Origin of the sequence: Mesorhizobium sp. NZP2298 (genome assembly GCF_013170825.1) — a bacterium.
GTDB lineage: Bacteria > Pseudomonadota > Alphaproteobacteria > Rhizobiales > Rhizobiaceae > Mesorhizobium.
The window spans coordinates 420,318-431,955 of sequence record NZ_CP033365.1 but is presented as its reverse complement, the minus strand read 5'-3'; the positions used below and the strand labels follow the sequence as shown (position 1 = coordinate 431,955).

The 11,638-nt window shown below is 61.8% G+C and carries 12 protein-coding genes and 1 riboswitch; of the genes, 3 read left to right on the top strand and 9 right to left on the bottom strand.

Annotated elements, in window-relative coordinates:
* From EB231_RS01940 to EB231_RS01920, 5 genes are all read right to left on the bottom strand, one after another.
* On the bottom strand, nucleotides 1–753 hold the full coding sequence (locus EB231_RS01940; RefSeq protein WP_172347356.1) for a glycosyltransferase family 2 protein: 753 nt from the start codon (nucleotides 751–753) through the stop codon (nucleotides 1–3).
* Nucleotides 750–1,799 (bottom strand): serine kinase, encoded by a 1,050-nt coding sequence (locus EB231_RS01935; RefSeq protein ID WP_172347355.1) that lies wholly within the window; start codon nucleotides 1,797–1,799, stop codon nucleotides 750–752. Before EB231_RS01935 ends, EB231_RS01940 begins: the two co-directional genes overlap by 4 nt.
* A gap of 33 nt (nucleotides 1,800–1,832) precedes the next feature.
* Nucleotides 1,833–2,264, bottom strand: coding sequence for a PqqD family protein (locus EB231_RS01930; protein ID WP_172347354.1), 432 nt, complete (start codon nucleotides 2,262–2,264; stop codon nucleotides 1,833–1,835).
* A gap of 143 nt (nucleotides 2,265–2,407) precedes the next feature.
* Nucleotides 2,408–3,508: a hybrid-cluster NAD(P)-dependent oxidoreductase gene (locus EB231_RS01925; RefSeq protein ID WP_172347353.1), complete on the bottom strand. Its 1,101-nt coding sequence runs from the start codon at nucleotides 3,506–3,508 to the stop codon at nucleotides 2,408–2,410.
* Between the two features lie 20 nt (nucleotides 3,509–3,528).
* Nucleotides 3,529–4,776, bottom strand: a complete 1,248-nt coding sequence (locus tag EB231_RS01920; RefSeq protein WP_172347352.1) for an aromatic ring-hydroxylating oxygenase subunit alpha — start codon at nucleotides 4,774–4,776, stop codon at nucleotides 3,529–3,531.
* Nucleotides 4,777–4,892: 116 nt separating this feature from the next.
* A riboswitch (cobalamin riboswitch) is annotated at nucleotides 4,893–5,093 on the bottom strand.
* A 494-nt stretch (nucleotides 5,094–5,587) separates the two neighbouring features.
* Between EB231_RS01920 and EB231_RS01915 the strand changes: the two genes are divergently transcribed.
* From EB231_RS01915 to EB231_RS01905, 3 genes are all read left to right on the top strand, one after another.
* Complete coding sequence (locus tag EB231_RS01915; protein ID WP_056569087.1) at nucleotides 5,588–5,788, top strand: DUF680 domain-containing protein; 201 nt, start codon at nucleotides 5,588–5,590, stop codon at nucleotides 5,786–5,788.
* Between the two features lie 72 nt (nucleotides 5,789–5,860).
* On the top strand, nucleotides 5,861–6,064 hold the full coding sequence (locus EB231_RS01910; RefSeq protein WP_140770226.1) for a DUF680 domain-containing protein: 204 nt from the start codon (nucleotides 5,861–5,863) through the stop codon (nucleotides 6,062–6,064).
* Between the two features lie 68 nt (nucleotides 6,065–6,132).
* Nucleotides 6,133–6,369, top strand: a complete 237-nt coding sequence (locus EB231_RS01905) for a DUF680 domain-containing protein (protein WP_172347351.1) — start codon at nucleotides 6,133–6,135, stop codon at nucleotides 6,367–6,369.
* A 73-nt stretch (nucleotides 6,370–6,442) separates the two neighbouring features.
* Here the strand turns inward: EB231_RS01905 and EB231_RS01900 are convergent, their stop codons facing one another.
* The 4 genes from EB231_RS01900 to EB231_RS01885 are packed head-to-tail and all read right to left on the bottom strand — an operon-like array spanning nucleotide 6,443 to nucleotide 11,426.
* Nucleotides 6,443–7,555 carry an ABC transporter ATP-binding protein gene (locus tag EB231_RS01900; RefSeq protein ID WP_172347350.1) on the bottom strand — a complete coding sequence of 371 codons (1,113 nt, stop codon included), beginning with the start codon at nucleotides 7,553–7,555 and terminating at the stop codon, nucleotides 6,443–6,445.
* A 32-nt stretch (nucleotides 7,556–7,587) separates the two neighbouring features.
* Nucleotides 7,588–9,252: a beta-galactosidase BglA gene (gene bglA / locus EB231_RS01895; protein ID WP_172347349.1), complete on the bottom strand. Its 1,665-nt coding sequence runs from the start codon at nucleotides 9,250–9,252 to the stop codon at nucleotides 7,588–7,590.
* Nucleotides 9,253–9,256: 4 nt separating this feature from the next.
* Nucleotides 9,257–10,411, bottom strand: a complete 1,155-nt coding sequence (locus EB231_RS01890) for a carbohydrate ABC transporter permease (RefSeq protein WP_172347348.1) — start codon at nucleotides 10,409–10,411, stop codon at nucleotides 9,257–9,259.
* A 1-nt stretch (nucleotide 10,412) separates the two neighbouring features.
* Nucleotides 10,413–11,426 carry a carbohydrate ABC transporter permease gene (locus EB231_RS01885; RefSeq protein WP_172347347.1) on the bottom strand — a complete coding sequence of 338 codons (1,014 nt, stop codon included), beginning with the start codon at nucleotides 11,424–11,426 and terminating at the stop codon, nucleotides 10,413–10,415.
* Nucleotides 11,427–11,638: the final 212 nt, after the last annotated feature.

Sequence of the window (11,638 nt, the reverse complement as noted above, 5' to 3'; positions counted from 1 at the left end):
CTACATGAACCGCCAATTGGCGAGTTCCTTGACATCGAAGATGCCTTCGACGCCGTGCAAGGAGGGGTCGGCCTTGCGCCGTCGCATCGATTTGTGGATGGCTCGCATGAATTCCCGAAGGGATGTGTCGGCCTGCTTCGTCATGTTGCCGGGGTGACGCCTGTAATAAAGCGCCACGGTATCCGGCGTGACGAATCTGGGTCCACTTTCAAAGGTGCGCAGCAGATAGTCGGTGTCCTCCGCCTGGTGGAAGGCTTCGTCGAAGCCGCCGATCCGATCGACGAGCTTGCGCGAGAAAATGCCCGATGACAGATGAATTCCCCTCACGGTCATGAAATGGCTGCCGGGCTCGGGTTCCAGCCTGTCGTCGTCGATGCCGTCGACCAACATCATGAGGGAATAGGTGAGCTCAAGATCGGGGTCGGCCTGAAAGAACGCAATATCAGCCTTGAATCGTCCGACCGGCGAGACATCGTCCGAATCGAGGAACGACACGAGTTCCGTTTCCGGTTTGAGCAGCTTGAGGCCGGCGTTGCGGGTCCTGGTCACGCCCATGTTCTCCTGCCGAAACAGGCGGATGCAGGGGTTCTCCCCCATCATCGAGCGCACGGCCTCCGCCGAACCGTCGGTCGAGCCATCATCGATGACGATGATGTCGAGATCGGCGGCGTCGCGCTGACGCACCAGCGAGCGCAATGCCGAAACGACATAGCGTTCGCGGTTGTAGACAGGCATGATCACGCTCAACTTCATGAAGCAACCCGCGTTAGAAAATCCGCAATGGTGCCGGCGATCTCCTCGGGATGTGTTCCCAAGGACAGGCGGTAGCTTGGCAGCAGGCGGGTAAGATCGCCGAAGAAACGAAAGCCGCTTTCGCGTTCCCCCGGCATCTGCATGATGCCCGACGGCGCCAGCGCTATCATGGCGTCTCGCCGCGACACCGGCACGATCGAACTCGCCTCGCCACCGCCGATATGTGGCACCACCAGCGCAACGATGTCTAGCGCCGGGGGTACCGGCCGCGGCGCTATGTCGACAATGTGAAAAGTGTGCTTGCCCTGCCAGTTCAAGGGGTTCTCGACCCCCAGCCGCTGCTTCAGGCCCAGCCGCGCGAAACCGCGCGCATCCTGCTTCAGCGTTGAAAACAGAGGCCGCGCGGTTACGCCACCGACGAGATCGATCAGCACATAGTCATCGCCGACGCTGTCGAGCCCGTTGAGCAGACCGGCGGCGACGGTGCCGGATTTGCCGGCGCCACCCGCACCGGCAAGCAGCACGCCCTTGCCATTGGCACCGAGCGTGCCGGCATGGGTCAGCCGCATGCCGCGCGCCGCATATTCCCAATGCAGGAAGGCCCGCAGTGGCGCTGTTGGCTCCCAGGGCGGGAAGGCATCGGCCGACGCCATCAGTTGCACGCCAATGCGGCGTTGCGGATCGTAGACCTGCCAGAAATCCAGATCGTGAAAATAGTGGCCACGCAGCCCGTCCCCGGCGAGCCGTTCGGCAAAGCCGTATTCGGTGAAATGCGCGTCGCCCCACCTCGCCGGCTCAGGGATGCCGCCGATGCCAGGATGAGCGATGAAGATACGGCATGCCGACGGTGCCGTCAGGCCATCATGGGCCTCTACAAAGGCGTGGCCCAGCGCATCCGCGAGCACACCGGGACGGACATGCGCGGTCAGCTCCAGTCGAGGCAGGCGGACCGTCAGCGGGGCCGGATAATTTGCAGCGGCTTCTTCCGCGGCGGTGATGAGATACCGTGCGTAATCCGGCAAGGTTTCGAGCGTGACGCGCGGCATCCAGCGCCCTCTATCTCGGACGCAGCCGGCTCGTCAGGATGCCTGCTTGACCGCCGGCCAGCCGAGGGGTTCCTCGACCTCGTGGATGGGATCCACGATGATCAGGTCGGCGAGGTCGTCGTGAATGCTCACATTGAGCGGTTCGTTCGTGGCGGCAAGCTCGGCGGATAGCTCGTCCGGCAGCGCTTGCGCAACCTGATCTGAACGCACCAGCAACCCCATTTCGAGCAGTTGCGAGATGAAGTGTTCGAGTTCCGCCGCGCCCAGTGTCGAGCCACCGGCGGTCAGCCCGATCAGGGCTTGGGTGTTGACCCCGGACGAGAGCGCCTGCCAAACCCTGCTGCCGGAATCGGAGAAGCCGAAATACTTGCCATTCGCAAGGTTGAGCACGACTGCCTCGCCATCGAAGGATTCGAAGACGATGTCCCTGCTCGCAACCGCATAGGTGTCGCAATCATGCGTCATTGTTGCCCCCGCTTCACAATTCCCGCCCGCCAGCGGGATCGCTTCCACTGACAACGCCTGTAAACGCTCGGTTCTTTCTTGGCAAGGCAACCGGCGCCGGCAGGGTGCCGGCACTTTTGGCGATCAGTTGGAGCGCAAGCCGATCACGCTTCGATTTCGAGAGCCGATAGCGGCTTCGAGCAGCAGGCGAGGATGAAGCCGTCGTCGATCTCGTGATCGAGGATGCCGCCATTGTGGCTCATCTCGACGGCACCGGAGACTTTCTTCACCTTGCAGGTTCCGCACAGGCCGAATTCGCAGGCCGCGGGTATCCGCACGCCAGAGGCACGCGCCGTCTGCAGCACGGTCTGGCCGGCGACGCATTCGGCGTCGACGTCCGAAAGCGCGAAGCGGATCTGCGTTGCGGCCTCGGCGGGAACGGCCACGCCATCCTGCGCCGGCGTTGCGAACGGCGCCGGGATCTCCTCCACCGCGGGTGCGGCAAAGCTCTCCTGGTGGTATTTCGTCATGTCGAAGCCGGCGGCTTCCAGCATGCCGCGCACGGCGCGCATGAAAGGGTCCGGACCACAGCAGAAGATTTCGCGTTCACGGAAATCGGGCGCCAGCAATGGCAGCCGGATGGCGTCGATACGGCCCATATGGCCATACCAGCCCTCGCGGCTTGACCGCTCCTCGATCATGAAGCCCAGCGACAGGCCTGGCATATGACCGCCGAGCAGCTCAAGCTCCTTGCGGAAAATGATCTCTTCGGCGCGACGCGCGCAATTGACGAAGCCGACATCGGTCCATGGCGCGCAGTCGTTCAGCCAGCGCAGCATCGACATCATCGGCGTCACGCCGGACCCGGCCGAGATGAACAGGTATTTGGCCGCCGGATGGCTGTGCAGCGAAAAGTCGCCGCTCGGCCCATAGGCCTTGACGTGCGAACCGGGTGTCAGGTGATCGAACATCCATCGCGTGCCGATGCTGCCGGCCTGCGCCTTCACCGTGACCGCGATAGAGAAGGGCCGCGACGGAGAGGAGGACAGCGTATAGGTGCGCATCAGCGGCCCGTCCGGTACAGGTAGCTCCAGCGTCACGAACTGGCCCGGCTTGTAGCGGAACCAGGTCTGGTTGTCGGATCGGAACGTGAAGGTCTTGACGTCAGGCGCCTCGTCGCTGACGCCGATCACTTCCAGCACCTGCAGCCTGTCGTTCCAGGGCGCCATCTGATCGAGATGGCGATAGAGGCCAAGGTCGGTCATCGCATTCATCCCTCAACCTCTCAGGCGACGCTGCGCAGCGCCGGCCGGCCGCCTTCGGCGAGGCGCGGGCCGATGAAGCGGGCGTACCAGTCGACGAACTGGATCACGCCGCCCTCATGCAGCTCCGAATAGGGGCCGGGCTCATAGGCCGGCGACAGGATGCCGAGGGCGTTTTCCTCGACGATGCGGCGGTCCTGATCGTTGGTCTCGGTCCACACATGGGTGAGCTCGGCAAGATCGTAGTCGACGCCCTCGACCGCATCCTTGTGCACCAGCCACTTGGTCGTCACGGCGGTTTCGGTGGCGCTGATCGGCAGCACGCGGAAGGTGACGGCATGGTCGATGAGGATATGGTTCCAGGTCGTCGGGTAGTGATAGTGCATCAATGTGCCGATACGGTCGGCCGAGACGCTGTCGGAGAGGTTCTTCCTCACCGCCCGCTTGCCGTTCATCGTGTAGCTGACCGCATCGCGCAGCAGCGGCGCCCGCGTGGCTCGGTATTGCCCCGCCGGGTCGATGCGGAACTTGCTCGGCAGGCCGACCGCTTCGCATTTGGCCCAGTGCGCCAGCATCTCCGGATCGCTGTCGGCGCCTTGCACGCCGGTCACGGTCGGTGCTTCCGGGAAGGTTTTGCACAGCTCCGGATGATTGCCCGCGCAGTGATAGCACTCTCGGTTGTTTTCCCAGACGAGCTTCCAATTGCCCTTTTCGACGATGGTGCTCTCGAAGGCGATCTTTGCCTCGCTGAGCCGGTGCGGCTTGAGATAGGGTTCGATCATCGCCCGCATCGGCGCGAAGTCGGCTGGCTCCTTCGCCAGGCAGATGAAGATGTAGCCGGCAACGCTTTCGCAGGCGACCGGCTTCAGCCCGAACTGGCTCTTGTCGAAACCGTCGGCCATCTGGCGGGCAAACAGCAGGCGACCGTCGAGCTCATAGGTCCACTGGTGATAGGGACAGACAAGTTTGGCGGCCGTGCCCTTGTCCGTGTTGCAGACCCGGCTTCCGCGATGGCGGCAGGAATTGTGGAAGGCGTTGATCTTGCCCTGCTGATCGCGCACCAGCACGACCGGGTAGTCGCCGACCTGTACGGTGATGAAGCTGCCGGGCTTGGGCAATTCGCAATCATGGCCGATGAAAAGCCAGTCGCGGTACCAGATCAGCTCCATGTCGAGCTTGAAATAGTCCGGGTCGGTGTAGAAGGGCTGCTCGAGCGAGAAACCCTCTCTGCGGCTGTCCAGGAGCCTCAGCATATCGTTGCGCACATCCATGTCCTGTCCTCGTGTTTAAGGACTGACTATGGTGGTGATGGAGGAAGGATCGGATGCAGTCCCGGCGAAGCGCCGGTCATGCACTATCCACCTCTTGACCGCCCACCGCGATCAGTCGAGTTCAAAAATCTCGGGCTGGTTTCCGGGCTCTGGAGTGTCCTTTCGGACGGTCGCTACACCTTCCCAGGCTTTCGCCCAGTGGTCTCCCGTTGCGACTTGAACTCCACCACCGTTGCGGGGGCAGCGCCGGACTTTGACCGGCTTCCCAATTCTCCGCCCCGTCGTCACGAAGCGGCACCCGAGATGGCCATGATCTAATCACGACAGCGCATGCCACATCGGCATGAAAGCGACATCGCATCCATGTGCCGCGACACGCTTGCGCAGCGAGCGGGCCGGGAACAACGGCCACGAAACGCGTCTCGGTGACGACGGTGCCGGCTATCGAAATCGCCCCGGAATCGAAGCAAGAAAGGTTAACGGTTTCGAAAAGTGACTATTAGCAGATTCTAAAATCGAACCGAACGGTTCGTTTCTGTTGACGGTGCGTACAGCAGGGTGTGAACGCTGAGCCTCCGATACCTCAGGTGATCGCGTTGCCGATTTTATCTAATCGATTGATATCAAAAAGAAAAATGTTTGATCCGGAAGGCTTTGGTACAATTTCAAGTGGTGGACTCTTGGTCCACACGGAACAACTTCGTGATTGGAAACGGCCGCCTGGCTTTCCCACATCGGGGCTGTCCGAACGACGCGATTTTAATCCCAAGACACGCCGCTAGACGGACGGAAAAATACTGGAGTACCAAAAATGAAAAAGATTGTTCTCACTGCCGCCGCCCTTCTGGCCATTTCCGGCAGCGCCTTCGCTGGTAGCGATCACTATGGTTCGAATGCACCTGCAGCCACTGCTGCCGTCGACGGTTCGTATACCGCTTCGACCAAGAAGTCGGAGCCGGCTGCTCAGGCGCCTGTCACGGGTGCCGATCGCAACCTCTTCGGCAACAACTAACAGTCGATTTCCAGCAGGCGGTGGGCTCGGCTCGCCGCCTTGGCGGAACTCGAAGAATTCAGGAGACTTGAAATGAAGAAGATCATCCTTGCTGCCGCCGCCGTCCTGGCTATCTCCGGCAGCGCCTTCGCCGGCAGCGACAACTATGGCTCCAATGGCGCCAACCAGCCCGCTGTTACTTCGACCGACAGCTCTTACACCGCTTCGATCAAGAAGTCGGAACCGGCTGCCCAGACACCCGTCCAGGGTGCCGACCGCAATCTCTTCGGCCACTAACAGCCGATTCTCCGGGGTGGCGGGCCCGCCTGCCGCCCCGTTGAAACTTGAAATTCAGGAGACTTGAAATGAACAAGATCATCATTGCTGCCGCCGCCGTTCTGGCTCTCTCCGGCAGCGCTTTCGCCGGCAGCGACAACTACGGCTCCAATGGCGCCAACCAGCCTGCCGCGACTTCGGTCGACAACTCACGTACGGCTTCGATCCGCAACGGCGATTCGCCCGTCTATAAGCTGCTCAATTCGTCGGGCGACGCGCAGAAGTCGGCACCCCAGGGCGCTGACCGGAATCTCTTCGGCCACTAACAGCCAAAGTCGATCCTAAAAAAGAGTGGCGGGCCTTGCCCGCCGCTCTTTTTTTGCTGTCCAGACAGGCCTCTTAAGCCGCCTTTGCTTCCGCTTCATGCAGCGCGAAGGACCGCCCGTCCGTGTCGAAGATATGCAAGTCCTCGGCATTGGCTGTCAGCCGCAGCGTCGAGCCGCGCTTGACCTCGACATTGCCCGGCAGCTTGGTCACCAGAGGCAGGTCGGCGCGGCCGATGTCGACATAGACCAGTTGAACCTCGCCGAGCTGCTCGACGTAATCGACCGTTCCCTCGAACAGATAATCCGCGCCGGTGGCGATGATCAGGTCCTCCGGCCGCACGCCGAAGCTTACAGCCGTACCCTTCGCCGAGGCCGGCGTCGTGATCGGCACCGTAGCCTTGCGCCCGCCGACATGGCTGACGACGGTCGGGCTGCCTGATTTGTCGATCGTCGCCGGCAGGATGTTCATGGCCGGCGAGCCGATGAACTGGGCGACGAACAGATTGCCGGGCTTCTTGTAGAGATCCATCGGCGTGCCGACCTGTTCGATGTGCCCGTCCTTGAGCACGACGATGCGATCGGCCAGCGTCATCGCCTCGACCTGGTCGTGGGTGACGTAGATCATGGTCGTGTTGGGCATCGATTCCTTGAGCTTGGCGATCTCGATGCGCGTGGCGACGCGCAGTGCGGCGTCAAGGTTGGAGAGCGGCTCGTCGAACAGGAACACTTTCGGATTGCGCACAATGGCGCGGCCGATGGCGACGCGCTGGCGCTGCCCACCCGACATCGCCTTGGGCAGCCGGTCGAGATACTTGGTCAGTTGCAGGATTTCCGCCGCCTGACGCACGCGGCGGTCGATCTCGGCCTTGTTCTCCTTGCCGATCTTCATCGAGAACGCCATGTTGTCGTAGACGGTCATGTGCGGATAGAGCGCATAGGACTGGAACACCATGGCGATGCCGCGCTTCGACGGCGGCACGTCGTTGACCACCTCGCCGTCGATCTTGAGCTCACCCGAAGTGATTTCCTCGAGCCCGGCGATCGAACGCAGCAAGGTCGACTTGCCGCAGCCCGATGGACCGACGAAGACGATGAACTCGCCCGATTTGATATCGAGGTCGATGCCGTGGAGAATGTTGAGATTGCCGTAGGACTTCTTCACTTGTCTCAAATTGACATCGGCCATTGGTTTCCTCCCAGTGATCGCTCAAAAAAGATTCAGTCGATGCGCCCGAACCAGGCGCCATAACCGCCCAGTTCGATCGAACCGGTGCTCGCCTGTCCGGAAAACCCGTGTCCCGGCAAAGGTTGCAGTGATGGGCCGCCAAGGTCAACCTTGGCCGGTTTGGCGCCGAGGTTGAAGACGCAGACGACTTGCTCATTGCCCGCCCGACGCGTGAACGCGACGGTGTCGCCTTCGCTTTCGATGAAGGTGATATCGCCCTTGGCCAGCGCCGGATGGGCACGGCGGAAGGTGAGGAAGCGCCGGTAGTGTTCGAGCAGCGAAGCCTGGTCGCCCTGCTGCACATTGACCGCCTGCGCCAGATGTTTTGCCGGCACCGGCAGCCACGGCTTTGCCTGGGAAAAACCGCCATTCTTGGCGCTGCCATCCCACACCATGGGCGTGCGGCAGCCGTCGCGGCCCTTGAATTCCGGCCAGAAGCGGATGCCATAGGGGTCTTGCAAATCCTCGAAGCGCAATTCGGCCTCGCCGAGCCCGAGCTCCTCACCCTGATAGATGCAGACCGAGCCGCGCAGCGACATCAGCAATGCCGAGATGACCTTGAGATAGGCGGTCGGGTCGGCCTCATCGGCAGCCCAACGCGAGGCCGGGCGCATCACGTCATGGTTGGAAAACGCCCAGCACGACCAGCCGTCGCTGGCGACCTTGCCGAAGGCTTCCAGCACCGAGCGGACCTTGGCCGCGCTGATCTTTTCCGGCGCCAGGAAGTCGAAGGAATAGCACATGTGCACGCGCTTGCCGCCGGCGGTATAGGCGGCCACGACTTCCAGACCGCGCTGCGAATCGCCGACTTCACCGACCGCGGCGGTCGCCGGATATTCATCGAGCAAGGCGCGGAAGCGTTCGAGGAAGCCTAGGTTTTCCGGACGGCTCTTGTCGTAAAGATGGTCCTGGTAGTTGTAGGGATTGACCGCTGGTGCTGTCTGGTCGTTGCGCTGTTCAGGCGGCAGCGGCGGATTGTTTTCCAGGCCCTGGCTGTGGAAGTAGAAATTGATCGTGTCGAGGCGGAAGCCGTCGACGCCGCGTTCCAGCCAGAAGCGGGTGACGTCGAGCAGCGCGTCCTGGACTTCGCGGTTGTGGAAGTTGAGGTCGGGCTGTTCGGCAAGGAAATTGTGCAGGTAATATTGCTGGCGGCTGGTGTCCCACTGCCACGCCGATCCGCCGAAGATCGACAGCCAGTTGTTGGGCGGTGTGCCGTCCGGCCTGGCGTCCGCCCAGACATACCAGTCCGCCTTCGGATTGGTGCGGCTCGACCGGCTTTCCTTGAACCAGGGATGGCTGTCGGCGGTATGCGACAGCACTTCGTCGATCATCACCTTGAGGCCCAGCCGATGCGCTTCCGCTGTGAGTGCATCGAAATCGGCCAGCGTGCCGAACATCGGGTCGACGTCGCAATAGTCCGAGACGTCGTAGCCGAAATCCTTCATCGGCGATTTGAAGAAGGGCGAGATCCAGATGGCGTCAGCGCCGAGAGCGGCGATATAGGGCAGCCGCCCGATAATGCCCCTGAGGTCGCCGATCCCGTCGCCGTTCGAATCCTGGTAGCTGCGCGGATAGATCTGGTAGATCACAGCCCCTCGCCACCAGTCGCGATCGACGGCAAGGTCAGGCTTCGAGCTGGCCTTCAAAGCGGATTGCATGGTTTCAGCCTCCTTTCACAGAGCCGGCAAGCAGCCCGCGGACGAAATAGCGCTGCAACGAGAAGAAGACGATCAGCGGCACGATGATGGTGATGAAAGCCGATGTCGTCAGAATCTCCCAGTTGCCGCCGCGAGAGCCGAGCAGCGCATTGAGCTTGGCTGTCAATACGATCTGGTCGGGTGCCGTACCGAGGAAAACCATCGCCACCAGCAGATCGTTCCATACCCACAGGAATTGGAAGATGGCGAAGGAGGCCAGCACCGGGAAGGACAGCGGCAGCACGATCTTGACGAAGATCTCGAAATCGCTGGCACCGTCGATGCGGGCCGATTCCATGATCTCGCGCGGCAGGCCGGCAATATAGCTGCGCAGCAGATATATGGCGAAGGGCAGGCCGAAGCCGGTATGCGCCAGCCAGATGCCGAGATAGGTCTTCGACGGCACGCCGAAGAAAGTGCCGACGCCGTTGTAGAGTTTCAACAGCGGGATCAGGGACATCTGCAGCGGCACCACCAGGAGGCCGATGATGACCGCTATCAGCAGCGCACGGCCAGGAAAACGCATCCAGGCCAGCGCGTAGGCGGCAAAGGCGGCGATCAGGATCGGAATGACGGTCGCCGGGATGGTGACGGTCAGCGAATTCATGAACGAGCGGCCGATGCCTTCCGAAAACAGCACGGTCTGGTAGTTGTCGGTGGTGAATTTCGGCGGTGCCGAAGAGGCATAGTAGACGCGCTGGCCACGATCGCCTTCGAACGCCTCGGGCGAGGCCATGACGAAGCTGCCGTCGGCATTGACCTGCAAGGTCACGCCGTCACCCAAGTCTGCCGATGTGCCGACCGGATACTGTGTCGGTGCCGCCGCCTTGACGCCGAAGGCGCTGATGCTGCGCCTGGCGCCGTCGCCGAAAATGTTGCCCTCGAGGACGAACTTGCCGTCCTTCTGGGCCTGCGCCGAGGCGGGCGGCAGGCGCCCGGCCTCGGTCTGGCTGGAACTGGCGAATGAATTCCACCAGCCGGAGGCAACGATCTGGTCCTTGTCGCGCAGCGACGAGACCAGGATGCCGAGTGTCGGAATGGTCCAGATCGCCACGAAGACCAGCACCGCTATATGGACGCCGAAACGGCTGGCGAAGGAATTTCCGGTCGCGACGGCCATTTCAGTGCCCTCCCGTCTCTTTGTTCGCCTGGCGGATGTTCCAGACCATGATCGGGATGACCGCGATCATGATGATAATGGCTATTGTCGCGCCACGGCCGAAATCGCCGCCGCCGCGGAACATCCAGTCGAACATCAGATTGGCCAGGACCTGGCTGTTCCACTGGCCGTTGGTCATGGTCAGCACGATGTCGAACACCTTGAGCACCAGGATGGTGATGGTGGTCCAGACAACCGCGATCGTGCCCCAGATCTGCGGCACCATGATCTTCCAGAAGATCTGGAACGGGTTGGCACCGTCGATGACGGCGGCCTCCAGCGTCTCCTCCGGAATGCCGCGCAGCGCCGAGGACAGGATGACCATGGCAAAACCGGTCTGGATCCAGATCAGGATGATCATCAGGAAGAAATTGTTCCAGAACGGCAGCGATATCCACACCTGCGGCTGGCCGCCGAAATGCTGGATGATGGCGTTGAGCAGGCCGATCTGCACCTGGCCCTCGCCGCGATATTCGTAAATGAACTTCCAGATCACGCTGGCGCCGACGAAGGAGATGGCCAGCGGCAGGAAGATCAGGCTCTTGGCAATCGTGCCCCACCAGATCTTGTCGGTGAGCACGGCAATGATCAGCCCGAGGAAAGTGCAGGCGGCGGGCACCACGGCCAGCCACAGGATGTTGTTCAGGATCGAGTTTCGCAGATCCTGATCGCGAAGCGCCCACTCGTAGTTGGCGAAGCCGACGAAGTTCTCGCCGCCGCGGTCGAGGAAGGAGAGCCACAGTGTCGCGATCACGGGGTAGATCAGGTAGATGGTGAGAATGATCAGCGCCGGGCCGACGAACAGCCATGGCCGTATCAGGCCCTGCCGGCGCAGATTGTTGACGGCGGCCGTGCCGGAAACCCCGCGCGAGGGGAAGGTCAGGTCGAGCAGTTTGTTGGCGCCCCAGAAATAAGCGACACAGCCGCCGACGCCGATGATGATGACAAATATGGCCGAGAAAATCTGAGCCGCCATGGTCCCTCTCCCTGCGCATGATCGGCCAGGCAGTGCTGGCGATTGGATGCACCGATTTCGTTATTCGGAACAATCGAACGCGAAAGGCTTCCGGCATGTGCTGCCGGTGAATCCGGGCCGGAGGCCCGGATTCGGTATGAGGATCAGGAAAGTCTGGATTGCACCCGAAGCCGGGCTGGTCACCTGCCCGGGCTGGTCACTTGCCCGGGCTG